General features: G+C 68.3%; 22 protein-coding genes. 9 read left to right on the forward strand and 13 right to left on the reverse strand.

Going from position 1 to position 22500, the window contains the following annotated elements:
• Positions 1-42 precede the first annotated feature (42 nt).
• The 6 genes from E2F46_RS03985 to E2F46_RS04010 all read right to left on the reverse strand — a co-directional run bounded on the left by E2F46_RS03985 (position 43) and on the right by E2F46_RS04010 (position 5994).
• Positions 43-786, reverse strand: a complete 744-nt coding sequence (locus E2F46_RS03985) for a proteasome-type protease (protein WP_133320779.1) — start codon at positions 784-786, stop codon at positions 43-45.
• Positions 787-855: 69 nt separating this feature from the next.
• Complete coding sequence (locus E2F46_RS03990) at positions 856-1848, reverse strand: alpha-E domain-containing protein (protein ID WP_133320780.1); 993 nt, start codon at positions 1846-1848, stop codon at positions 856-858.
• A 180-nt stretch (positions 1849-2028) separates the two neighbouring features.
• Positions 2029-3453: a circularly permuted type 2 ATP-grasp protein gene (locus tag E2F46_RS03995; protein WP_207949515.1), complete on the reverse strand. Its 1425-nt coding sequence runs from the start codon at positions 3451-3453 to the stop codon at positions 2029-2031.
• A 467-nt stretch (positions 3454-3920) separates the two neighbouring features.
• Positions 3921-5129 (reverse strand): methionine adenosyltransferase, encoded by a 1209-nt coding sequence (gene metK, locus E2F46_RS04000; protein WP_133320781.1) that lies wholly within the window; start codon positions 5127-5129, stop codon positions 3921-3923.
• A gap of 160 nt (positions 5130-5289) precedes the next feature.
• On the reverse strand, positions 5290-5493 hold the full coding sequence (locus tag E2F46_RS04005) for a hypothetical protein (RefSeq protein WP_133320782.1): 204 nt from the start codon (positions 5491-5493) through the stop codon (positions 5290-5292).
• Between the two features lie 24 nt (positions 5494-5517).
• Complete coding sequence (locus E2F46_RS04010; protein ID WP_133320783.1) at positions 5518-5994, reverse strand: hypothetical protein; 477 nt, start codon at positions 5992-5994, stop codon at positions 5518-5520.
• 173 nt (positions 5995-6167) lie between these two features.
• Between E2F46_RS04010 and E2F46_RS04015 the strand changes: the two genes are divergently transcribed.
• From E2F46_RS04015 to E2F46_RS04025, 3 genes are all read left to right on the forward strand, one after another.
• Complete coding sequence (locus E2F46_RS04015) at positions 6168-7217, forward strand: GSU2403 family nucleotidyltransferase fold protein (RefSeq protein WP_133320784.1); 1050 nt, start codon at positions 6168-6170, stop codon at positions 7215-7217.
• Positions 7218-7318: 101 nt separating this feature from the next.
• A complete protein-coding gene (locus tag E2F46_RS04020) occupies positions 7319-8137 on the forward strand; it encodes a UDP-2,3-diacylglucosamine diphosphatase (protein WP_133320785.1) in 819 nt (272 codons plus the stop codon).
• Between the two features lie 87 nt (positions 8138-8224).
• Positions 8225-9268, forward strand: a complete 1044-nt coding sequence (locus E2F46_RS04025; RefSeq protein WP_133320786.1) for a metal-dependent hydrolase — start codon at positions 8225-8227, stop codon at positions 9266-9268.
• Here E2F46_RS04025 and E2F46_RS04030 read toward each other — a convergent pair.
• The 6 genes from E2F46_RS04030 to E2F46_RS04055 all read right to left on the reverse strand — a co-directional run bounded on the left by E2F46_RS04030 (position 9262) and on the right by E2F46_RS04055 (position 15482).
• Positions 9262-10089, reverse strand: a complete 828-nt coding sequence (locus E2F46_RS04030) for a class I SAM-dependent methyltransferase (RefSeq protein ID WP_133320787.1) — start codon at positions 10087-10089, stop codon at positions 9262-9264. The two genes, E2F46_RS04025 and E2F46_RS04030, sit on opposite strands and share 7 nt — an antisense overlap.
• Positions 10090-10097: 8 nt before the next feature.
• The gene (gene dusB, locus E2F46_RS04035; protein WP_133320788.1) at positions 10098-11096 is read right to left on the reverse strand and encodes a tRNA dihydrouridine synthase DusB; all 999 of its coding nucleotides are present in this window, start codon (positions 11094-11096) and stop codon (positions 10098-10100) included.
• A gap of 54 nt (positions 11097-11150) precedes the next feature.
• Complete coding sequence (locus E2F46_RS04040; RefSeq protein WP_207949516.1) at positions 11151-11831, reverse strand: DUF4893 domain-containing protein; 681 nt, start codon at positions 11829-11831, stop codon at positions 11151-11153.
• An 84-nt stretch (positions 11832-11915) separates the two neighbouring features.
• Positions 11916-12896, reverse strand: a complete 981-nt coding sequence (locus E2F46_RS04045) for a ribokinase (protein ID WP_133320789.1) — start codon at positions 12894-12896, stop codon at positions 11916-11918.
• Positions 12897-12918: 22 nt separating this feature from the next.
• Entirely contained in the window at positions 12919-14217 is a 1299-nt protein-coding gene (locus tag E2F46_RS04050) for a NupC/NupG family nucleoside CNT transporter (RefSeq protein ID WP_133320790.1), read from the reverse strand.
• A gap of 113 nt (positions 14218-14330) precedes the next feature.
• Positions 14331-15482 carry a GGDEF domain-containing protein gene (locus tag E2F46_RS04055; protein ID WP_133320791.1) on the reverse strand — a complete coding sequence of 384 codons (1152 nt, stop codon included), beginning with the start codon at positions 15480-15482 and terminating at the stop codon, positions 14331-14333.
• A 142-nt stretch (positions 15483-15624) separates the two neighbouring features.
• Between E2F46_RS04055 and E2F46_RS04060 the strand changes: the two genes are divergently transcribed.
• The 6 genes from E2F46_RS04060 (at position 15625) to E2F46_RS04085 (ending at position 21831) form a co-directional block, all read left to right on the forward strand.
• The gene (locus tag E2F46_RS04060; protein WP_133320792.1) at positions 15625-16599 is read left to right on the forward strand and encodes an aldo/keto reductase; all 975 of its coding nucleotides are present in this window, start codon (positions 15625-15627) and stop codon (positions 16597-16599) included.
• A 410-nt stretch (positions 16600-17009) separates the two neighbouring features.
• Positions 17010-17213, forward strand: a complete 204-nt coding sequence (hemP, locus tag E2F46_RS04065) for a hemin uptake protein HemP (RefSeq protein ID WP_243720292.1) — start codon at positions 17010-17012, stop codon at positions 17211-17213.
• A gap of 123 nt (positions 17214-17336) precedes the next feature.
• Positions 17337-19574, forward strand: a complete 2238-nt coding sequence (locus tag E2F46_RS04070; RefSeq protein WP_243720293.1) for a TonB-dependent hemoglobin/transferrin/lactoferrin family receptor — start codon at positions 17337-17339, stop codon at positions 19572-19574.
• A 14-nt stretch (positions 19575-19588) separates the two neighbouring features.
• Positions 19589-20227 carry a Hemin transport protein gene (locus E2F46_RS04075; RefSeq protein ID WP_207949517.1) on the forward strand — a complete coding sequence of 213 codons (639 nt, stop codon included), beginning with the start codon at positions 19589-19591 and terminating at the stop codon, positions 20225-20227.
• Positions 20228-20243: 16 nt separating this feature from the next.
• Positions 20244-21197: a DUF6607 family protein gene (locus E2F46_RS04080; RefSeq protein WP_165967336.1), complete on the forward strand. Its 954-nt coding sequence runs from the start codon at positions 20244-20246 to the stop codon at positions 21195-21197.
• Between the two features lie 202 nt (positions 21198-21399).
• Entirely contained in the window at positions 21400-21831 is a 432-nt protein-coding gene (locus E2F46_RS04085; RefSeq protein ID WP_133320794.1) for a hypothetical protein, read from the forward strand.
• An 83-nt stretch (positions 21832-21914) separates the two neighbouring features.
• Here the strand turns inward: E2F46_RS04085 and E2F46_RS04090 are convergent, their stop codons facing one another.
• A complete protein-coding gene (locus E2F46_RS04090) occupies positions 21915-22484 on the reverse strand; it encodes a YceI family protein (protein WP_133320795.1) in 570 nt (189 codons plus the stop codon).
• Between the last annotated feature and the right edge of the window lie 16 nt (positions 22485-22500).

Below are 22500 nucleotides of genomic sequence, written 5' to 3' on the forward strand. Positions count from 1 at the left end.
GTGGCGTCGTGCCGACCTGCGATGGCGGGTGGGGTGCCTGACCTACGCAGGACCGGCCGGTAGCCACGCCGGCGACGGCAGCGTCTGCAATGCGTTGCGCAGGCTGTCGTTCCAGTGCGCGCGGACCTGGTTGAGGTAGGCGTCGTCGTCTTCCAGACGCAGGCGCTGGCTGACCTGCAGCGAATCGCGGCGATACAGCAGCAGGTCGATCGGCGGTCCAACCGACAGGTTCGAGCGCATGGTCGAATCGAACGAGACCAGCGCGCACTTGGTGGCTTCCTCCAGCGAGGACTGCGGCGTGACCACGCGGTCCAGGATGGGCTTGCCGAACTTGATCTCGCCGATCTGGAACCACGGCGTGTCCGGATTGGACTCGATGAAGTTGCCTTCCAAATACACCAGGAACAGGCGCGGTGGCTCGCCCTTCACCTGTCCGCCGACGATGAAGCTGGCGGACGCATCGATGCCGCGGTCGCGCAGGTAGGGTTCGTCGCGTTTGCGGATCTCGCGCATCGCATCGCCCACCAGCGTGGCCACCTCGAACATCGACTGCGCCTTGTACAGGCCCACGCCATCGCCGTGGTTGGCGCGATGCTCCAGCAGGTTCAGCGCGTTCTGGGTCACCGACAGGTTGCCGGCCGACAGGGTCACGATGACGCGGTCGCCGTCGATGGCGAACACGCGCATCTTGCCCGCGCGGCGGACGTCGTCCACGCCGGCATTGGTGCGCGAGTCGGACGCGAACAGCAGGCCTTCTTCCAGGTTGAGACCGATGCAGTAAGTCATGTCAGTTGCAGATGCCTTCGAAGTTCCATGGCGCGCGCATTGTGCACCAGGCGGGTGTGAGGGGGGCGGTCACTGGTCGTGCACCCACGGTTTGGCGGGCGCGAAGGGCGAAGAAACGTCGGTGGACACCATGAACTGCCGATGGATCGCATCGCCCAGCCGGGTCAGTCGCGACATCGCGTCCTGCAGCCATGCTTCCAGCCCCTGGCCGAGGATGTCCTCGATGCGCGCGTAGCGGCACTGCGCCGACAGCGCGCCGGCCTGGCGCACGACTTCCATCGATTCGCCGCCCGCCAGGGTCTGCAGCACGGTATGGGCGATGGACGTGCAGGTCAGCAGCGAGCGCGGGTTGGCGTCCTGCAGCAGCATCAGGTCCACCACGCTGCTGGCGCGGATCGATTCGCGGTACAGGCGGCGGTAGGTCTCGAACGCCGACAGCGACTGCAGCAGGGCGCTCCACCGGAAATAGTCCACCGCATCCTGCTCGCGCGATTCCTCGGCTTCGCTGGCGGCGATGTCCAGCAGCCGGATCGACCATTCCGCGCGCTCGAAGAACGCGCCCAGCTGCAGGAAGTGGTAGCCCTCGCCGCGACCCAGCGTGCCGATGGTGACGCCACGGAACGAAGCCGAGCGCGACTTCACCCATTCCAGCAGGTTGGTCACGCCGTCGGCGTGCAGCTTCCCCCAGGTCTGCCCGCGCATCTCCAGCCACGAGGTGTTGAGGTCCTCGTACATTTCGGCGGTGATCGCCACGCGCTGGGCGCGCGCGCATTCGCGTGCCGCGTGCAGGCAGCTGTACACCGACGACGGGTTGTCGGTGGACAGCAACAGGTGGCGCTGCACGGTGTCGGCATCGATGCGGCCATGGCGCTCGCGCACGGCATCGGCCAGGCCCACGGCATCCAGTGCGCGTCGCCAGGGCGCGGCATCGGCCTTGCCGCGATCGTAGCGCTCGGGAAGCATGGCCATGCGCAGGGTCACATCGACCAGGCGCGCGGTGTTTTCAGCGCGCTCCATGTGGCGTGCGGCCCAGTACAGATCACTCGCGGTCCGGCACAACATCAGAGGGTGTGCCGTCCGCGACCGCACGCGGCGCGCGGCTTCGCCGCCCTGCGGGCCATGACTGTCCGCGCGTGGCGCGGCGTCATCACTCGGTCACGTATCGACATACATTCCCTCCTTCTTCCTTGCGCCACGCGCGGACAGTCGCGGCGCGCCATGTACGGTCGCGAACGACACACCCTAGCCCCCTCCATCCGACTCGAGCACCCAGGTGTCCTTGGTGCCGCCGCCTTGCGAGGAATTGACCACCAGCGAGCCTTCGCGCAATGCGACGCGGGTGAGTCCGCCGGGGATCACATGGATGCGCCGCCCACTGAGGATGTAGGGGCGCAGGTCGATGTGGCGCGGCGCCAGCCCGCTTTCGACGAAGGTGGGGCAGGTGGATAGCGACAGCGTGGGTTGTGCGATGTAGTTCGACGGATTGGCGAGGATGCGCGCGCGGAAGTCCTCGATCTCGGCCTTGGTCGACGCCGGCCCCACCAGCATGCCGTAGCCACCGGCGCCGTGGACTTCCTTGACTACCAGTTCGTGCAGGTGCTCGAGTGTGTACTGCAGGTCGCCCGGGTCGCGCAGCATGCGCGTGGGCACGTTGTGCAGGATGGGCTCTTCGCTCAGGTAGAAGGGGATCATCTCCGGCACGTACGGATATACCGACTTGTCGTCGCCCACGCCGGTGCCCGGTGCATTGGCCAGGGTCACGTTGCCTGCGCGGTAGGCCTTGAACAGCCCGGGCACGCCCAGCATGGACTCGGGCCGGAAGGTCGCCGGGTCGAGGTAGTCGTCGTTGATGCGGCGGTAGAGCACGTGTACCCGCTGCGGGCCGCGCGTGGTGCGCATGTAGACCATGTCGTCGCGCACGAACAGGTCCGCGCCTTCCACCAGCTCCACGCCCATCTGCTGCGCGAGGAAGGCGTGTTCGAAATAGGCCGAGTTGGCCGCGCCCGGGGTCAGCACGGCGACGGTGGGATGGTCGATGCCGGAAGGTGCCGCCTGGCGCAGGATTTCAAGCAGCGCATCGGGATAGCGCTCGACCGGTGCGATCTGCTGCCGTGCGAACAGTTCCGGCAGCAGCCTGGCCATCATCCTGCGGTTCTCGAGCATGTACGACACACCCGACGGCACGCGCAGGTTGTCTTCCAGCACGTAGTACTCGCCGTCCCCCGCGCGCACCAGGTCGATGCCGGAGATGTGCGAATACACGCCGCCGGGCACCTCGAACCCGCGCATCTCGGGGCGGTACTCGCTGTTGTCGAAGACCAGTTCGGCCGGGATGCGGCCGTCCTTGACGATCCGCTGTTCGCCGTAGATGTCGCCCAGGAACAGGTTCAGCGCGTGCACGCGCTGGCGCAGGCCGGCTTCAAGCATGCGCCACTCGCTCGCCGGCACGATGCGTGGCACCAGGTCGAACGGAATCAGGCGTTCGTTTCCGGCTTCCTCGCCGTACACGGAGAAGGTGATGCCCACGCGGTGGAACGAAATCTCGGCTTCGCGCCGCTTGTGCGCGACCAGCGGGTCGGGAGTCTCCTGCAGCCAGCGGTCGTAGGCCGCGTAATGCGGCCGCACGCTGCCGTCCGCGGCGTGCATTTCGTCGTAACCGTTCGACATCTGGCGGCGTGCTCCCGGATCGTCCGTGTGATTCCGTGATAGCACGCACGTCTGGCGTTTGGCTAGACGTTGTGCATGCGAGGGATTGATTACGGGAGAAACCAGATGGCTGCCGCACGAATTCTGGAACCCTGATTCACCTCGTCATCGCGATGCGATCCGGGGTGGGGCGAAGAGCCAACGCTACGCGCCGCGAAGGCGGCGGGTGGAAGTTTTCACAGGGGAGCCCCCCGTTACAAAGCCCTCGACTGGTTGACTGCAGCGTCGTCGCGCCCCAAGGCAGTTCCCTCCAGGACAGGCAGGAGGGCATCTTGCTCGCACGTTCGCGCCCCACATCAGCCGAAGCGTTCGGCGGGACAAGCGCGTCGCCACGCCCGACACCAGTGGGTTGCGGCAGCTCCAAATGAAACGGGCCGCGTGGGCGGCCCGTTTCGCATTCAGCGCAGGATTCGCGGCCGAGGCCGCTGCTACAGCTTCGCAGCCTTCTTCAGCTCGTCCGCCTTGTCCGTCTTCTCCCAGGAGAACGCGGTGGCGGTGTGCTTCTTGCCGGCGCCGTCGACGTAGCTGATGTCCTTCGGCTTGCGGCCGAAGTGGCCGTAGGCGGCGGTGGCCTGGTAGATCGGGTGCTCCAGGTCCAGCATCCGGGTGATGCCGTACGGGCGCAGGTCGAAGTGCTTGCGGATCAGCTTCTCGATCACGTCGTCGCCGACCTTGCCGGTGCCGAAGGTGGTGACCGAGATCGAGGTCGGCTCGGCCACGCCGATCGCGTACGACACCTGCACCTCGCACTTGTCGGCCAGGCCCGCCGCCACGATGTTCTTGGCCACGTAGCGCGCGGCGTAGGCGGCCGAACGGTCCACCTTCGACGGGTCCTTGCCGCTGAACGCGCCGCCGCCGTGGCGGGCCATGCCGCCGTAGGTGTCGACGATGATCTTGCGGCCGGTCAGGCCGCAGTCGCCCACCGGGCCGCCGATCACGAACTTGCCGGTCGGGTTGATGTGCACCTTGTTCTTCGGCAGCGCGTCCAGCCACTTCTTCGGCAGCACGGGTACCAGGATCTCGGCGCGCACGGCCTCGACCAGGTCCTTCTGCTTGATGTCCGGATCGTGCTGCGTGGACAGCACCACGGCATCCAGTCCCAGGATGCTGTTGCCGTCATAGCGCAGGGTGACCTGCGACTTGGCGTCCGGGCGCAGCCACTTCAGCCTGCCCTTCTTGCGCACCTTGGCCTGCTGTTCCACCAGGCGATGGCTGTAGTACAGCGGCGCGGGCATGAACTCCGGCGCCTCGTTGCAGGCGTAGCCGAACATCAGGCCCTGGTCGCCGGCGCCCTGTTCCTCCGGCTTCTTGCGGTCGACGCCCTGGTTGATGTCGGGCGACTGCTTGCCCAGCATGTTGATGATGGCGCAGGTGTGGCCGTCGAAGCCCACGTCCGAATTGTCGTAGCCGATGTCGTTGATGACCTTGCGCGCCAGGCCTTCGATGTCGACCCACGCGCTGGTGGTGACCTCGCCGGCGACGATCGCCGCACCGGTCTTGACCATCGTTTCGCAGGCGACGCGCGCGCGCTTGTCCTGGGCCAGGATCGCGTCCAGCACCGCGTCGGAAATCTGGTCGGCGATCTTGTCCGGATGGCCTTCGGACACCGATTCGGAGGTGAACAGGTAGCTGGACATCGGGCTTATATCCTTTGATTCGGATGAAAAGATGGGCGCGCATGATACATGCCCGCGCCCGGCGGAGGATAGTGCAGCCGCGGGGGTTGCACGTCGGTTAATCCGGGCCGTGCCGGTTACAGGGCCAGCACGGTGGTGGTGTCCCCGGCGGCCAGCGCACTCATGTAGCCCAGCACCAGTTCGCTGGTGCGGTAGCGGCACGCCGGAACAGCAGGAAGAACGCCCGCAGGAAATCCACGTCATCCGCATCGCCGGGCGCGAACAATTCACCAGTCACGCCAGCAACGCCGGCCAATGCGGCCAGGTCGAACTGCAGGAACTCCTCGGAGCGCGAACGTGCCTTCTGCCAGTACAGGCGCCACACACGGCCATTGCTCAGGATGCCCCACTACACGGCGTTGTCGGAAGCGACTTCGACGCGACTCAGGTAGCGCAGCATCTGGCTGGACGGGGTGCCGGCATCGAGCGGATCGTTTCCCTCGCTTCGGTCCAGCGGTCGGTTCCAGCGCTTTGCCTCGACGATGGCCTTGCCATGCCGGTAGCGACGCACGTCGCTGCTTTCCGCCCGCGCTTTGCGCTTGTCGTCTGAAGACCCGAACAGCAGGTAATCCGGCACGTCGTGGCGGCCATGCGCGCTGGTGTTGGCTTGCGAACTGCGATCCGTCCATCCCAGCGCGTCGAGCACGGGCTCGATGATGTCTTCCTCGGTCTGCGCCTCGTTCCAGCTGCCGGCATCGTTGACATCGGCGTAGATGCGGCGGATCGCATCACGGAAGGCGAGGAATTCCTGTTCGGAATCCAGCCAGCCACGGGTATCGCGGATGCCTTCGCGCAGGAAGTCGGAAGAAAACAGCAGTCCGTGCATGAAGTGGTTTGATGTGGAATGTCGGGTGATGGTAACGGCTGCGTGCTGCGTCGGGCGGTTGTGGGTTTCGGAGGGTCTGCAAATGCAAGGAGCCATCGACGCCTGAAGGAAGTTATACCACCGTCACTTGTTACGGTGGTATAACTTCCCGCCAAGCCCCACGGGAGCCCGCCATGGCCCTGTATCGCGAACTCTCCGCCGCCGCGCAGGCGGCGTATGCGGAACTGTACGAGCAGGTGCAGGTAGCCGAGGCATCGCGGTCGCCTGCGTTCCTGACCGGCAAGGTCGGCTGGAAGACCATCAAGGGCCGACGCTACGGCTATTGGCAGTTCAAGGAGATCGACGGCCACAAGCGCGAGTACTACCTGGGGCCGGAAGGCCCGGCGGTGGATGCGATCGAGCGCGCGCGCCTGCAGGGTGCGCCGGCGCTGGATGCGGTGTCGCGACAGGCGGCGGCCGCGGTGGCGCAGGGCAACCAGGTCACGCCGGCGAAACAGTTCCGCATCGTCAAGCGCTTCGCGGACTACCAGTTCTTCCGCGCCGGCGGGTTGCTGGTGGGCACGCATGCCTTCCTTGCGCTGGGCAACCAGCTGGGCGTGGCATGGGGGAGCGGTACGCGCACACTGGACCTGGACTTTGCGCACGCAGGGCCGGGTGGCAACGTGGCGGTGGCCTTGCCGGCAGACCTGAAGACCAGCCTGCACGATGCGCTGGCCTCGCTGGAGATGGGCTTCCTGCCGGCCCTGGGCGGCAGCAAGGGATTCGCCAGCAATTACATGAGCGAGAAGGAACCGGACCTGCGCGTGGACTTCCTGACGATGCGTCGCCGCAACAACGATGAGGTGCAGATGCCGGACCTGGGCGTGGCGCTGGTGCCTTTGAAGTTCATGGAGTACCTGCTGGAGCGGCCGGGGCAGGGCGTGCTGCTGGATCGCGCCGATGCCTGCATGGTCAACCTGCCCGATCCTGCGCGCTACGGCCTGCACAAATTGCTGGTGGCGGCCGAGCGCGGGCCGCGCCATGCGAAGTACCGCAAGGACATCCTGCAGGCACTGGCGCTGATCGAGTGGCATCTGGAACGCGCCCCGGCGTTGCTGGCCGATGCGTGGCAGGACCTGGTCGCGCGTGGCACGGGCTGGGAAAAGCGCGCGCGGGAATCATTAGCCCATGCGCCGACCGCGCAACAGCGGCTGCTGACGCACTTCGAACAGTTGGTGCGCTGAAACCGTCGCGCTGTCATGACGTGGTCGCCAAATCGCAACACCGCTGTCGCGTTGGCGGCGCAGGCTGCCGGCCAACCGGGCCGACCCCGAGGGGTGTTCGCATGGCACTGCCGACCGCGCCACAGCCGCATCGCACCGTGTTCGTCTCCGACGTGCACCTGGGTTCGCGCCATTGCCACGCGGCGGAGCTGGCGCGCTTCCTCGCCGGACTGCGCTGCGAGCGCCTCTACCTGGTGGGCGACATCGTCGACCTGTGGTGGATGGCCAAGCGCCGCGCCAGCTGGCACCACGCGCACAATGCGGTGGTGGAAGCGCTGCACGCGTTGCGCCGCGCCGGGACGGAGATCATCTACATCCCGGGCAACCACGACCGCGCCGTGCGCCGCATCTGCGGGCTGGTGCTGCCGACGATGCAGGTGCGGCGGCGCGCGATCCACGCCACGGCCGATGGCCGGCGGCTGCTGGTGGTGCACGGCGACGACTACGACGGCATCACGCATTTCGGCGGACTGCAGGAAGAGTTCGGCGACTGGCTGTACTACCGCATCCTGACCGGCAACGGATGGTTGAACGCGGTCCGCCGCCGCTTCGGGTTGCGTTACTGGTCGCTGTCGGAATTCCTGAAATCCAAAAGCAGCGCAGCCGAGCGCTACATCGAACGCTTCGTACAGGCGGGACTGGACGATGCGCGCCGCCGTGGCCTGGACGGCATCGTCTGCGGCCACATCCATCGCGCCGGCCTGGTGCAGCGCGATGGTCTGGTCTATGCCAACGATGGCGACTGGGTGGAGAGCCTGACCGCGCTGGTCGAGGCGCGCGACGGCACGCTGCGGCTGCTGTCGCACCATGGCGAGGTGCTGGCGGAGGTCCCGCCGCGGCTGTACCTGGTGCAGGCCGATACGATTCCGCGGGCGGCGTAAGGCGCAATGCATTGAGTCGCTGCACTTCCGCTCCCTCCCCCGCCTGCGGGGGAGGGCCGGGGTGGGGGTGCTCTTACAATACGCCGCATGGATTCGATCACGCAGATTCTTCTGGGCGCTTCTGTCGCCGCCGTGGTGGTGCCCGCGCACCATCGCCGCGCCGCACTGCTTGCCGGCGCGGCGCTCGGCACCTTGCCCGACCTCGACTCGTTGCCCATCGCGCTGTTCACCGATGACCCGGTCGCGTTGATGACACTGCACCGCGGCTTCAGCCATTCGCTTTTCGTATTGCCGCTGGTGGCCTGGGCGATCTGGGCGTTCTTCCGCAGCCGCGGCAAGCGCGTGGCCGAGGCGCCGATGCGCTGGTTCTGGGCGATCCAGCTGGCGCTGGTGACGCATCCGCTGCTCGATGCCTTCACCGTCTACGGCACCCAGTTGCTGTGGCCGCTGCAGCCGCATCCGGCGATGTGGTCCAGCGTGTTCATCATCGACCCGCTGTACACGCTCTGGCTGCTGATCGGCATGGGGGTGGCCGCGTTCGCCGGTCCGCGGCGCATCGCCCGTCCCATGCTGGTGGCGGGGCTGGCGTTGAGTACGGTGTACCTCGGCTGGTCCCTCGTGGCGAAGGGGATGGTCGAGCGCGAGGCGGAACGTTCGTTGGCCGCACTCGGCCTGCAGGACACGCCGCGCTTCTCGGTGCCGATGCCGTTCAACACGCTGCTCTGGCGGGTGGTGGCGATCACGCCGGAAGGCTATGTCATCGGCGACCGCTCGGTGGTGGCCGATCGCGGGCCGATGCACTTCGAGCGCCACGCCAGCGACGTCGAGGCGCTGGCGGCTGTTTCCGGCATCCATGCGGTGCAGCGCCTGCAGTGGTTCAACCGCGGGTTCATGCGCGCGGAAGTGCGCGACGGCGAACTGGTGCTCAGCGACCTGCGCATGGGACTGGAGCCGGAGTACGCGTTCAACTTCGTCGTGGCCCGCGCCGATGGCGATGGCGGCTGGCGATCGATCCCGCCCCGGCAGCTGGAATCGGCCTACCGGGCGCCGGTGGAAGAGGGCGGCGTCATGTCGGCGCTTGCCGGGATGTGGGCCCGCATCTGGACGCAGCCGGTGGCGCCGGCTCAGTAGACCGTCGCGCGGGCCTGCACGAAGGAAAAGAAGAACACCGCGTCGGGGTCGTTCTGCACCTGCTGCATCTCGCTGCGCACGCCGGCCACGGTGGCGTCGTCCACCTTCCCCTCGGCCAGCAGCTGGTCGGCCGCCGACAGCAACAGTTCCTCCCAGAACGCGATCATCTGCTTGCGTCGCGCCGGGTCGCGGTTGTCCAGGTGGAAGGTCTTGATCGAGGTGGCGACGTCGCGGAAGCCGCCGCCAAGCAGCAGGTTGCCGAGTTTCGCGCCGACGAAGGGGTCGCCACCGCTGTCGATCTGGAAGTCGTTGAAGGCCATCCAGTATCGCCACACGTTCGGCGAGTAAGGGTCGAGCAGGAACGAGGCGTTCATGACCTCGGTGACGTAGACCGGCGATCCCGGCGACAGTACGCGGCGGACTTCGGCCAGCACGCGTGCCGGCGACGGGACGTGTTCGAGCACCCAGCACAGGAATGCCGCATCGAAGCTGCGCGGCTCGAACGGCAGTTCGGAGGCATTGGCTTGCTGAAGCGCATAGCGACCATCGAGCCAGGGCTTCGCGCCGAGGTTCTCGCGCGCGGCCTGGAGTTGCGCGTCGCTGAGGTCGACGCAGGTCACGTGCAGGTCGGGGAAGCGGCGCAGCAGGATTTCGGTCTGCGCGCCCACGCCGCTGCCGACCTCCAGCAGCCGGCGCGCGCCGGGATAGTCGATGTCGTGGAACACGGTGGATTCGGCCAGGCGGGCCTGCTTGACCAGCCGCGCCTGCTCGGTGCGGGAGAATCCGTGGACGTAGGGCGCGGAAGGGGCGTGGGCGGCCATGGCTTGGCTCAGGCAGCGACGGGCAGTTCCGGCGACACGCCCGCCACCAGCGCGTCGAAGTAGTCGCGCGTCAGCCGCAGCTGCGCGTCTGCGCTGTCGGCGCGGTTGACCACGCTGCGGAAGGCCGCGTTGTCGGGACGATCCTTGGCGTACCACCCCAGGTGCTTGCGCGCGATGCGCACGCCGGCCTGTTCGCCGTAGAAGTCGTGCAGGGCCTGCAGGTGGCCGAGCAGGATGTCGCGCACCTCGGCCAGCGGGGGCTCGGGCAGCGTGTCGCCGGTGGCGAGGAAGTGCGCGATCTCGCGGAAGATCCATGGCCGCCCCTGCGCGGCGCGGCCAATCATCACGGCGTCGGCGCCGGTATGGCGGAGCACGTGCAGCGCCTTGCGTGGCGAATCGATATCGCCATTGGCGATGACGGGGATGCGGAGGTCGGCCTTGATCGCGGCGATGGTGTCGTACTCGGCGTTGCCGGTGTACTGCTGGTCGCGCGTGCGGCCATGCACGGCCAACGCAGCGATGCCGCTGTCCTGCGCGATCCGCGCGATGGCGGGGGCGTTGCGCCGGTCCGGCGCCCAGCCGGTGCGGATCTTCAGCGTCACCGGCACATCGACTGCCCGCACGACGGCGTCGAGGATGCGCGCCACCAGCGCCTCGTCCTGCATCAGCGCGGACCCGGCCCAGGCATTGCACACCTTCTTGGCCGGGCAGCCCATGTTGATGTCGATGATCTGCGCGCCGTGGCCGGCGTTGTACTTGGCCGCCTCGGCCATCACCGCGGGCACGGTGCCGGCGATCTGCACGCTGATCGGGTCCGGCTCGCCCACGTGGTCCATGCGGTGCAGCGACTTGCGCGTGGTCCAGAAGCGCGGGTCGCTGGTGGTCATCTCGGACACGGCCAACCCCGTGCCCAGCCGCTTGCACAGCTGCCGGAACGGCTTGTCGGTCACGCCCGCCATCGGGGCGAGGATCACCTTCGGGTCGATGGCGTGGGGGCCGATGCGCATGGCGGCATTGTCGCAGGCGCGTGCAGCCGGGGCGAGTTGGCCGGGCGGACGCGTTCAGCGCCGGAGGTGATAGGCCTCGAAGCGCCCCGGCCCGGCATCGAACACCATCAGCAGTTCATCGGGGCCGATGCGCTGCAGCCAGCCGGCGCTGTTGGCGTCGCCCGGGAACTGGGTCTCGACCGGTCGTCCGGGGTCGTAGGCGCGCGGCGGAGCCTCGTTGACCGTCGCCGCGCCGAGGAAGGCCAGTCGGTCCGGTGTGCCTTCGATCGGATAGAGCACGCCGCTGCGGCGCTGCGATCCCGTGGTCTTGGCGAAGCGGTGGCCGCAGGGATCGGTGTCGATGCGGGCCTCGAAGTACGGATACACGTACACCTCGCCCATGTGCAGTTGCAGCGAGCGCACCTGCCACGCGCCGTTGATGTCGCCGATCTCGCGTGCGGTGCGTTCGAGCAAGGCGGCAAGGCGCTGGGCATCGGTGCTGCCCTGGTCAAACCGCCCAAGGAGTGTGGCCGTCGCGACGTCCACCTGGGCGCGATGTTCCGGCAGCGCCTGTCGTTGCCAGTCGCAGCGGGATGCAGGCAACGCGGGGCGGGGTTGGGCCGCCGCTTCCGCGTCCGCCGCCGTGGAAACAGGCGCGCTGTCGAGCGCTGCATCGTCGTCGCCGGGCATCCCGGCCGGTGGCGCGGAGCAGCCAACGACCAATAGCAGCGCGGACAGGCTGGCGGACAGGCGCATGGATGCACTCCCGGGTCGGTCGATGCATGCACCGTGGCGCATCGCGCATGAGCCGGTGGTGAAGCAGGCAAGCGCGTGCGTGGATCAGCGTCCGGCGAACCTGCGTTCCATGTCGCCTTGCGCCGGCATCGCGGCCGCAGCACCCTCGCGTTCCGTCGACAGGGCGGCGTAGCGCGTGGCGTAGCGCACGTGCGCCTGGAACGGGGCTTCGGCGTCGCGTGCCATCGAGGCGGCCAGGGCGCCATTGAAGGCATCGCCCGCGCCGGTGGTGTCGATCGGCTCGACGCGTTCGGCGGCGACGCGATAGTGGTCCCGTGCGTCACCGCGCGTCTTGTCCTCGCGATGCGAAACGAAACAGCCGGCCGCGCCCAGCGTCACCACCACGGTGCCGCGTGGCAGCAGGGTGCGGCACAGGCGGTGCAGGCGGGCGTCGTCCAGGGCGACCAGCGAGTCGGCGTCCACCTCTTCGTGCGCGTGGCGGGAGAGCAGGGTGGTGAATTCGGTTTCGTTGGGCGTCACCACGTCGGCGACGGCCAGCAGTTCGCGCGGGCATTCGGCATTGGCCGGGGCCGGATTGAGCAGGGTGCGAACGCCCGCGGCGCGCGCCAGGCGCATGGCCTCGAGCACCGATTCCACCGGCGACTCCAGCTGTGCCAGCACGATCCGCGCACCGCCGATGGCACCGGCGCGCGCGGACACGAAGTCCGCCGACAAGTCGGCGTTGGCACCGGCGCCGATGACGATGCAGTTGCGGCCATCGTCGTCGACGTAGATGCCGGCGGTCCCGGTGGGCGATCCGCTGCGCAGGTCCTGCAGGTCGATGCCATCGGTGTCGGCCAACTGCCGCGCCAGCGCGCCGCCGGCATCGTCGCCCAGCGCGCAGACGAACGCGGTCTGCGCACCGGCGCGCGCCGCGGCGACAACCTGGTTGAAGCCCTTGCCACCGGGCCCGCTGCGGTATTCGCCCTGGAGCGTTTCGCCGGGGCGGGGCAGGGCCGGGCTGTGCCAGACGTGGTCGACGTTGAACGACCCGACCACCACCACGCGTGCGGCAGAAGACGACATCATGGAATGCGCACCCTGTGCTTCACGAGCCGAGGTACGTGAGCACGCCGGCGATGGTGGCGGTCATCATGGTGGCGATGGAGCCGCCCAGCACGGCACGCAGGCCAAGGCGGGCAAGGTCCTGGCGCCGTTCCGGCGCGATGCCGCCGATGCCGCCGATCTGGATCGCGATCGAACTGAAGTTGGCGAAGCCGCACAGGGCGTAGGTGGCGATCAGCGTGGCCTGTGGCGAGAGCGTCACGCCCTCGACGTTGCCGCGCAGGATCTCGCCCAGCTGCACATAGGCAACGAACTCATTCAGCACCACCTTGGTGCCGATCAATCCGCCGACGGTGCCGGCGTCCTGCCACGGCACGCCGATCACCCAGGCCAGCGGTGCCAGCACGTAACCCAGCAGCGCCGACAGGTTGGTCGGACGGCCCAGTGCATCCTGCAGTCCGGTGACTTCGCCCAGCCAGACCAGCGGCCCGTTGAGCAGCGCGATCAAGGCGATGAACGCGAGCAACATCGCACCGACGTTGAGCGCCAGCTTCAGGCCATCGGCCGCGCCGGCCGCGGCGGCGTCGATGACGTTGGCGGTGGTCTTCTCGACTTCCACGCGCACCGCGCCGCGGGTCAGCGGCTCCAGGGTCTCGGGCACGAGGATCTTGGCGATGACGATGGTTGCCGGGGCGGCCATGATGCTGGCCGTGATCAGGTGCTTGGCATAGAACGCCTGCTGCGCGGGATCGCCGCCACCGAGGATCAGTACGAACGCGCCCAGCACGCCGCCGGCGATCGTGGCCATGCCGCCCACCATCAGCGTCAGCAGTTCCGATGGCGTCATCTTCGACACGTACGGACGGACCACCAGTGGCGCCTCGGTCTGGCCGATGAAGGCATTGGCGCACACGCTCAGCGTTTCCGCGCCGGACACGCGCATCAGCTTGGTGATCACCCAGGCCATGCCCTGGACGATCTTCTGCATCACGCCCAGGTGGTACAGCACGCCCATGAAGCTGGCGAAGAAGATGATGGTCGGCAGCACCTGGAACGCGAACACGAAGCCGAACTTCGACGGGTCGCTGAAGTCCCCGAAGATGAAGCGGGCGCCCTCGGTGGTGAAGCCGAGCAGGGTGACGAAGCCGCTGGACAGCGTGTCGAACACACGCGCCCCCCACGGGGTCAGCAGCACCAGCGAGGCCACCACCAGCTGCAGCAGCAGGCCGATGCCGACCAGCCGCCAGTCCACGCGGCGCTTGTTGGTGGAGAACAGCCAGGTGATGCCGATCAGTACCGCCAAGCCGAACAGGCCGAAACCGACCCGCATCAAACCTTCCATTCCACGCCCCTGGCCCTTGCCGTGGGGCGCAGACTAGTGCAGCCGCCGTAGGCGGGCAACCTTGCACACCGCGGCGCGATGTGTCCGCGGGGATCCGGGATGCCGGGCGGGGGTCAGCGGTCGAGGGCCACCACGCGGTTGCGACCGTCCTGCTTCGCGGCCTGCAGGCGTCGGTCGGCCACGCCCAGCAGGGTCGAGGCGTCGCTGCCATCCTGCGGAAACGCCGCGAGTCCCGCGCTGAAGGTCATGGCCACCGTCTCGGTCCCGCGCTCGGGATGGAACGGGATGTCCGCGAGCAAGCGTCGCGTGCGGTCCAGCCGCTCCCAGGCGCTGCCGATCGGGCAACGCAGCACCAGCACGAATTCCTGGCCGCCGATGCGCGCGAGGTGCTCGCTTTCTTCCAGCATCTCGGACAGGTGCGACGCGACGTGGCGCAGGGCGCGATCGCCGGCGCGGTGGCCGAAATCGTCGTTGAGGCGCTTGAACCGATCCAGGTCCAGCAATGCCAGGGTCAGCGTGTGGCCGCCGGCGCGCGCGGCCTGGAACATCCGCGGCAGCCGTTGCAGCAGCCACACGCGGTTGGGCAGGCCGGTCAGGCCGTCGCGCCCCGACAACTCCACCAGCCGCTGCATGCGGTACACCACGGCACAGGTCAACAGCGTCACCAGCAGCAACAGCAGCAGCCGTTCCAGCTGTCCGGCCAGCGTCGCCTGCCCGTAGCCGATCGAGATCAGCGGCTGCGGTGCCAGCGCCAGCACGGTGAACGCCAGCGCGGCGTACTGCAGCATCGCCAGGCCGCCGACGTACAGCACCAGGCGGCCGTCGTTGCGCAGTGCGGTCATCAGGATGGCGATGGCATAGAAACACCACACCACGATGCTGTTCACGCCGGCCACCGGCTCGCGCATCGCCAGCAGCACCAGCACCAGGCTGGTCGCGGTCACGTCCCAGGTGCCGGTGGCGTAGGGCAGCCAGCCGTGGCGGCGATGGCTGCGTGCCAGCGCCAGCCAGACCTGCGCCACGATGTTGACGAACACCGCCAGCGCCAGCCCGACCAGCGTCTGCGTGGTACCGGCGCCGCCCAGCCCCGCGATCAGGGGCAGCGCAAGGATCGCCACCGACAGGATCGCGCGCAGCTTCGCCACCAGGCGTTCTCCGCCGGCGCCATGTTCCAGCATGACTTCGTCGGGGCGTTCCAGCAGGCGCCGGAAGACACTGGGGTCGACCAGCAGGGCGCGGGACAGCGTGTCGCGTGGTGCATCCATCGCGGCAGCATACCGGCCAGCGCGCGTTCCGGCCGGGTCGTCGATCGCGAGGACGCGTTGCAGGCAGGCGACCAGGGGCGTGGATGTCGGCCGCTGAGGCCTGCCGTACCATCATCGGCCCGAATTCCCGATGGATCCCGCCATGCAATACCGTCGTCTCGGCTCGTCCGGCCTGTCGCTGTCCGCACTGTCGTTCGGCGCCTGGCTCACGTTCGGTGCGCAGGTGGGTCGTGGCGAGGCGCGCAACCTGGTGGCCGCGGCCTGGGACCACGGCATCAACTTCTTCGACAATGCCGAGACCTACGCCAATGGCGAGGCCGAACGGGTGATGGGCGACGTGATCGCCGACCTGCGCCTGCCGCGCGACGGCTATTGCGTGTCCAGCAAGGTGTTCTTCGGGGCCGTGGACGACCCGCGGCCGACGCAGCGCGGCCTGTCGCGCAAGCATGTGCACGATGCCTGCCATGCCGCGCTCGTGCGACTGCGCGTGGATTACCTCGACCTGTATTTCTGCCATCGCCCCGACCCGGACACGCCGGTCGAGGAAACGGTGTGGGCGATGGATGCGCTGATCCGCCAAGGCAAGGTGCTGTACTGGGGCACGTCGGAATGGCCGGCGGCCACGATCCGCGAGGCCTTGCGCATCGCACACCAGCACCACCTGCATGCGCCGGTGATGGAGCAGCCGCAGTACAACCTGTTGCACCGCGAGCGCGTGGAGCTGGAGTACGCGCCGCTGTACTCGGAGTCCGGCATCGGTACCACGGTGTGGTCGCCGCTGGCCTCGGGCTTGCTGACCGGCAAGTACGACGCCGGCATGCCGGGTGACGCCCGGCTGGGCCGCGATGGCAATGCCTGGCTGCAGCGGATGCTGCTGGGCGACAAACGCGATGCCCGGCTGGCGGCCGCACGGCGCTTCACCGCGCTGGCGGCAGAACTGGGCGTGGCGCCGGCGCCGCTGGCCATCGCCTGGTGCCTCAGCAACCCGCATGTTTCCACGGTGATCCTCGGTGCCAGCCGGGTGGCGCAACTGGTGCAGAATCTCGAGGCGCTGGCGTTGGTCGAGCGTTTCGATGATGGCGTCTGGCGACGGGTGGAGGCGGCGACGCAGGTGTAGTTCGACGTGCCTGAAACGTTGTGTGGGCTGGCGTCGCGGTCGCGCGAGGGGATCGTTTCCGCGCAACCAAGGCCACCGGGCCTTCGGCGCCCAACCCTCGCGCGCAGCGTTCGGCCGGGGGCGAGTCGGCGGCCCGCGGGCAGCCCGTCTTCACCCCGGTTTGCGCCGGAATGACGGAAGACGAAGGCGCATGGCGCGCCCATTTCTTCTGCTCGCGCATGGATACGACGTCGGCCGATGGCGGCGGCAGGCCGATCAGCTGTTCGTCATCCCGGCACAAGCCGGGACCCAGTGTCGTTCGCTGCCTGCCCCGCATCTGCGACGTCCGGCGAGGGCGGGGTTGCCGCCAGACCTCTTGACAACAGAATGAGAATTATTAGCATTAGCATTCCCGAAGCGAGGACATGCCAATGTTCGTTTCCTCCCCCGCCAGCGGCGGCCATGCCGCCGCGCCGTCCACCGAAACCGGCCACGCCACCAGCGCCCGCCAGGCCGAGGTCGAGATCGACAGCCTGCGCCTGCTGCAGGGCCAGCGTGAGGTCCGCATCCGACACGGCAACGAGTGGTACAGGCTGCGCCATACCCGCAACGACAAACTGATCCTCACCAAGTAATCCAACGCCTGCCCTTGGCAGGCCGCTCCGCCTCTCTCCACGGCCCGCAAGCCAGCGGCAGGCCTCGCCTGCCGGGACGCCAGCAACGCCTCGGATCCGGCACCACCGATCACGAGACCCCACATGCGTCCCACCCTGCTTGCCGCCGCACTGGCCCTGGCACTGCCCGGCCTTGCGCTTGCCGAAAACGCCCCCGACACCGTCGCCACGCCCGATGGCGTGCAACTCGACCGCGTTGTCGTCACCGCCACCCGCACCGCCCGCGAACTGGCCGACGTGCCCAACACCGTCGACAGCATCGAGCGCGACCGCATGGACGAACTGCTCGTCCGCGACCTCAAGGACCTGTTCCGCTACGAGCCGGGCATCACCGTCAGCGAAAGCTTCGGCCGCTTCGGCATCGGCGACATCCGCATCCGCGGCCTTGGCGGCAACCGCGTGCGCATCCAGACCGACGGCATCGTGGTGTCGGATGCCTTCAGCATCGGCAGCTTCTCCAATGCCAACCGCAATTTCGTCGACCTCGACACGCTCAAGCGCGTGGAAGTCGTGCGCGGACCGACCAGTTCGCTGTACGGCTCGGATGCGCTGGGCGGCATCGTCTCCTTCATCACCAGGGACCCCGAGGACTACCTCGACGACGACAAGCGCGCCTACTTCGGTTTCAAGCTGGGTGTCGAAACCGACTGGAACGGCCTGTCCGGCGGCGCCACGGCCGCGTTCGGCGGCGAGCGCTGGTCGGGGATGGTGGCCGTCAGCCATCGACAAGGGCGCGAAACGGAAAACCAGGGCGAGGTGGGCGGCACCGGCAGTGCGCGCACCCAACCCAATCCGCAATCGCGCAGCGGCCGCAGCGTGCTGTCGAAACTGGTGTTCGCGCCTTCGCAGTCGCAGCGCTTCCGGTTGACGCTGGAAGGCAACGAGGACGATGCCGATACCGACATGCTCACCTCGCAGGGTTTCCAGGCCCTGACCGGTGCCACCAACACGCGTGTGGCTGCGCGCGACCACCAGCGGCGCACGCGGTTGTCGTTCGGGCACGAGGTCGACGCCATCGCGGGCGGGTTCGTCGATGCACTCGACTGGCAGGTCTACCGCCAGCAGAGCGAGACCACGCAGTACACCGTCGAGGAGCGCACGCTACCGGCGCCGACGCTGCGCGACATCCGCGAGCGCAGCTTCGATTTCGAACAGACCATCACCGGGCTGCAGGCGAACTTCCGCAAGTCGCTCGGCGACGGCAGCACCACGCACAACCTGGCCTGGGGCCTGGACGTGTCGCGCACCGAGACCGAGCAACGGCGCGATGGCCTGCGTACCTTCCCGCTGACTGGCGTGCAGACCCCGGTGATGCTGCCGGACGTCTTCCCCGTGCGTGACTTCCCGGTCAGCCGCACCACCAACGCGGCGCTTTACCTGCAGGACGAGATCGGCTTCGCCGGTGGCACGTTCCGCCTGGTGCCCGCGGTACGCGTGGACTACTACAAACTCGATCCGCGGCTCGACGCGATTTTCGCCGAGGACAACCCCGGCGTGGACCTGGCCGGCATCACCGAGACCAGCGTGTCGCCCAAGCTCGGCGCGGTGTGGCATTTCGCCGGCGACTGGTCGCTGTACGGCGGCTACGCGCGTGGCTTCCGCTCGCCGCCGTACGCCGACGTCAACATCGGTTTCACCAACGTGATGTTCGGCTACACCGCCATCGCCAACCCGGACCTGAAGCCCGAGACCAGCGACGGTTTCGAGCTGGGCCTGCGCTACAGCGGCCCGGCGGTGCATGCCAGCCTGGCCGGGTACCACAACCGCTACGACGACTTCATCGAATCGTTCCGCTTCATCGGGTTCAACGATGACGGCCTGATGGTGTACCAGTCGCAGAACGTGGCCGAGGCGCGCATTTATGGCGCGGAACTGAAGGCGGGCGTCGACCTGGGCGCGTTGTCCGGCGCCTGGCAGGGCTGGTCGCTGCGTGGTGCCGCGGCCTGGTCGCGCGGCGAGGACCGCACCGCGGGCGAGCCGCTGGAGTCGGTGGACCCGCTGACCGCCGCGCTCGGCATCGCCTACGCCAACGACACCTGGGGCGCGGAACTGGCCGGCCGCTTCGTCGGTCGTCGCGACCGCTTGCCTACAGCGCCCGAAGGCACGACGTATTTCGAATCGCCGGGATACGGCGCCATCGATCTGTACGCGCACTGGACGTTCGCGCCCGGCGCCAGGGTCAACGTCGGCGTGTTCAACCTCACCGATCGCAAGTACTGGGCCTCGGGCGCGGTCCCGCTGGTCGGCAGCAACAGCGCCACCGTCGATCGCTACACCGCGCCCGGGCGCAACTTCGGCGCCAGCCTCGCGATCGACTGGTAGCGCCGGGAGTGCCGATGCCACGCCTGTCGATGCCGTCGTCGCATGCCGGTGGTGCGATGTGCGCCACGGGGTTGCCGTCGCCGCTGCAACTGGCGGCGCTGGGCACGGTGCTGTGCCTGTATCGCGCGCGTTCCGGCGGCGAACTCGGCGGATGGCTGCGTGCGATGCAGGCGGAGTCCTCGGCCACGCTGGACAGCGATGGCATGCGCGAAGCCCTCGTGTTCCGCGATGCGACGGGTGCCTGCTGCTGGCAGCTGTTCCTGCTGCCGGACAGCGATTTCCTGGCCTGGGAGTCGCTGTCGAAGCGGTTGCCTGAGCAAGCGATTGCGTCGTCGTCGCGCGCAGGACTGGCCGAACGGATGTGGCTGCGCCTGGCCGGCCACGCCCGCGATGGCGACTGGCAGGCCAGCGTACTGCGCCTGCAGGCCAGGGGCAGTGGCGATGGGCCATTGCTGGCGGCCACCCTGGCCGCGGTCTCGCCACAGGGTGCGGCCGCCGCACGCGCCATCGCCCGCAGCCAGCACGCAAATCTCGACGCCCTTCGCGATGACTGCTGTTGCGCCCGCGCGGCCCGTGCCGCGCATCGCGACGCAGCGCATCGGCACGACACCTTTCCTCCCCTCGTCAGGCTCCACGGGCCCGACACCGAATGACATGAAGGATGCACGCATGAACACGCAAGCCCGGTTCCTCCTGCCGCTGCTGGCCAGCCTCGCGCTGCCCGCGCTGGCGCAACCCGCCTACACGGACGTCGCCGATCCCGATGCCGACCGCAAGGCCATCCTCGCCATGCAGGGCGAATACACCGTCGATTTCGCCTTCGATGAAACCGTACTGCTGGCACCGGGCTACGAACGCGCGGCACCGCAGCGCAGCGGTGGCGACGAAGTGGTCATCGTGCTCGAGGACAGCCCGACGAAGATCGTGCTGCAGCACATCCTGGTGCACCAGCCGACCGGCCACGTCACCAAGCACTGGCGGCAGGACTGGATCTACGAGGCGCCGCAACGCTGGGAGTTCGCCTCCGACCAGACCTGGCGCGTGCGCGACATCCCCGCCGACAGGACCCGCGGCGCGTGGACGCAGTGCGTCTACGAAGTCAGCGACGCGCCGCGCTACTGCGGCACCGGCAGGTGGAACCACCGCTACGGCGCTTCGACCTGGACGTCGGACCGCACCTGGCGACCACTGCCACGGCGCGAATACACCAAGCGTAGCGACTACAACGCGATGAACGTCGAGAACCGCCACACCATCACCCCGGCGGGCTGGACGCACGAGCAGGACAACACCAAGACCGTGCGCCGTGCCGACGGCAGCACCGAACGCACGCTGGCGCGCGAGACCGGCTTCAACGACTACATCCGCACCACCGAACTCGACTTCAAGCCGGCCTACGCGTACTGGGAAGCGACGCAGGGCTACTGGGCCAGGGTGCGCGCGCGCTGGGATGGCTTCCTCATGCAGCCGCCGGGCCTGCACCTGAAGACCGAGGTCGACGGGATGGCGATGATCACCCCGCTGTTCACCCAGGCATCGGCCGTGCAGGCAGGCACGCGGGTGTCGGATGCGGACATCGACCGGGTCTTCGCCGAGTGGGTCGAGCCTGCGCCAGCGCAGTAGGCGGCGCGATACCCTTGTTCCACGCACCCTGTCGCTTGCACCGGAAGCCGGATACATGAAACCGCACTTGAAACTTGTCGCGTCCACAATGGCGCTGGCTGTTCTGGTGGCATGCCAGCCAACCGGGACGTCCGGACCAGGCGCAGCCGCAGGTGCCAGCGCTGAAGCGTCCGCCGCGGTACCTGGGCCAGCTCCGGTCACCGTGGATGCGTCGGAAGGCGTGGACGGTTACGTGGCACGCGCGACGGCGTTGCGTGATGCGCTGTCGCCGGGCGCCGACGTGGCAACGCTGCGCCACGATGCCGAAGCACTGATGGAACTGGGCGCGACCCTGGTACCGGCCTTCGTCGAACGGCACCCGCATTGCGAGGGGTACCTTGCCGCTGCGCTGCAGGTGCGCGGCACGTGGCCCTCGCTGGACCTTGCGACGATCGAACGCGACTACCATCACGACGGCGTGCTGCCCCAGGTCGCGGATTCCGGCGTCTGCTACCACATGAAGGACCTGGTGACCCACCCGGCCACGGTGCTGGTGCTGCTGAAGGACGCCCGGCCCGACCATGCGAAAGCACGGCACGAGATCGATGAGGTCATCGAGCACGCAGGGTTCGTGGCGCGCAGCACGCAGCCGTAGGTGCGGCCACGACAGCGCGGCTCAGCACCCGTGTTGCCGGTTCGCAGGGAGGCATCAGGGAGCGGGCAGCCACGCCCGCGGGGTTACGGCGCGGGTTGCAACATCACTCGCGTGCTGATCGCCACCTCGTTCGGGATCAACGAGGTGTCGGACCAGTCGCCGCCACCCACGCCGAAGTCGAGTCGCTTCACGGTGGCTTTGCCGGACAGCACGGGACGGGCGCCAGGGGTCCAGGTGAAGGCGAGGGTGACCGGCTTCTTGACGCCACGCAGCTCCAGCGTGCCGTCGGCCGCGTACTCATTGCCGCCGAGGGCGCGGAAGCCGGTCGCGGTGTAGCGGGCCTGCGCGAAGCGGGTGAGGTTGAAGAAGTCCGCGGTGGCCAGCGTGCTGTCGCGGTCGGGATTGCCCGTGCGCGTCCCGGCCAGGTCGATGGTGACGTCGAGCTTCGACGCAGCCAGGTCCGCGGGATCGAAACTGACCCGGGTCGAGAACCCGCCGAACTGCCCGGTGAACACCTCGCCCTCGTACTGGGCGGCGAACACCAGCGACGATCCAGGGGCCTGCACGTAGTCGGCCGCACGAGCCGGCGCGGCGGCGAAGGCGGCGACCAGGGCCGCGGCGGTCAGGGCGGGTGAGGAAAGCAGCTTGGTCATGTGGGTCCCGGTTCGG

The organism is Luteimonas aestuarii, assembly GCF_004357985.1.
Classification (GTDB): Bacteria; Pseudomonadota; Gammaproteobacteria; order Xanthomonadales; family Xanthomonadaceae; genus Luteimonas; species Luteimonas aestuarii.

Excerpts from the sequence above, each read along its gene's own strand:
- E2F46_RS03985 (WP_133320779.1), bottom strand. The coding sequence starts at position 786 with ATGACTTACTGCATCGGTCTCAACCTGGAAGAAGGCCTGCTGTTCGCG.
- E2F46_RS03990 (WP_133320780.1), bottom strand. The coding sequence starts at position 1,848 with ATGTTGTGCCGGACCGCGAGTGATCTGTACTGGGCCGCACGCCACATG.
- E2F46_RS03995 (WP_207949515.1), bottom strand. The coding sequence starts at position 3,453 with ATGTCGAACGGTTACGACGAAATGCACGCCGCGGACGGCAGCGTGCGG.
- metK (WP_133320781.1), bottom strand. The coding sequence starts at position 5,129 with ATGTCCAGCTACCTGTTCACCTCCGAATCGGTGTCCGAAGGCCATCCG.
- E2F46_RS04010 (WP_133320783.1), bottom strand. The coding sequence starts at position 5,994 with ATGCACGGACTGCTGTTTTCTTCCGACTTCCTGCGCGAAGGCATCCGC.
- E2F46_RS04015 (WP_133320784.1), top strand. The coding sequence starts at position 6,168 with ATGGCCCTGTATCGCGAACTCTCCGCCGCCGCGCAGGCGGCGTATGCG.
- E2F46_RS04020 (WP_133320785.1), top strand. The coding sequence starts at position 7,319 with ATGGCACTGCCGACCGCGCCACAGCCGCATCGCACCGTGTTCGTCTCC.
- E2F46_RS04025 (WP_133320786.1), top strand. The coding sequence starts at position 8,225 with ATGGATTCGATCACGCAGATTCTTCTGGGCGCTTCTGTCGCCGCCGTG.
- E2F46_RS04030 (WP_133320787.1), bottom strand. The coding sequence starts at position 10,089 with ATGGCCGCCCACGCCCCTTCCGCGCCCTACGTCCACGGATTCTCCCGC.
- dusB (WP_133320788.1), bottom strand. The coding sequence starts at position 11,096 with ATGCGCATCGGCCCCCACGCCATCGACCCGAAGGTGATCCTCGCCCCG.
- E2F46_RS04040 (WP_207949516.1), bottom strand. The coding sequence starts at position 11,831 with ATGCGCCTGTCCGCCAGCCTGTCCGCGCTGCTATTGGTCGTTGGCTGC.
- E2F46_RS04045 (WP_133320789.1), bottom strand. The coding sequence starts at position 12,896 with ATGTCGTCTTCTGCCGCACGCGTGGTGGTGGTCGGGTCGTTCAACGTC.
- E2F46_RS04050 (WP_133320790.1), bottom strand. The coding sequence starts at position 14,217 with ATGGAAGGTTTGATGCGGGTCGGTTTCGGCCTGTTCGGCTTGGCGGTA.
- E2F46_RS04055 (WP_133320791.1), bottom strand. The coding sequence starts at position 15,482 with ATGGATGCACCACGCGACACGCTGTCCCGCGCCCTGCTGGTCGACCCC.
- E2F46_RS04060 (WP_133320792.1), top strand. The coding sequence starts at position 15,625 with ATGCAATACCGTCGTCTCGGCTCGTCCGGCCTGTCGCTGTCCGCACTG.
- hemP (WP_243720292.1), top strand. The coding sequence starts at position 17,010 with ATGTTCGTTTCCTCCCCCGCCAGCGGCGGCCATGCCGCCGCGCCGTCC.
- E2F46_RS04070 (WP_243720293.1), top strand. The coding sequence starts at position 17,337 with ATGCGTCCCACCCTGCTTGCCGCCGCACTGGCCCTGGCACTGCCCGGC.
- E2F46_RS04075 (WP_207949517.1), top strand. The coding sequence starts at position 19,589 with ATGCCACGCCTGTCGATGCCGTCGTCGCATGCCGGTGGTGCGATGTGC.
- E2F46_RS04080 (WP_165967336.1), top strand. The coding sequence starts at position 20,244 with ATGAACACGCAAGCCCGGTTCCTCCTGCCGCTGCTGGCCAGCCTCGCG.
- E2F46_RS04090 (WP_133320795.1), bottom strand. The coding sequence starts at position 22,484 with ATGACCAAGCTGCTTTCCTCACCCGCCCTGACCGCCGCGGCCCTGGTC.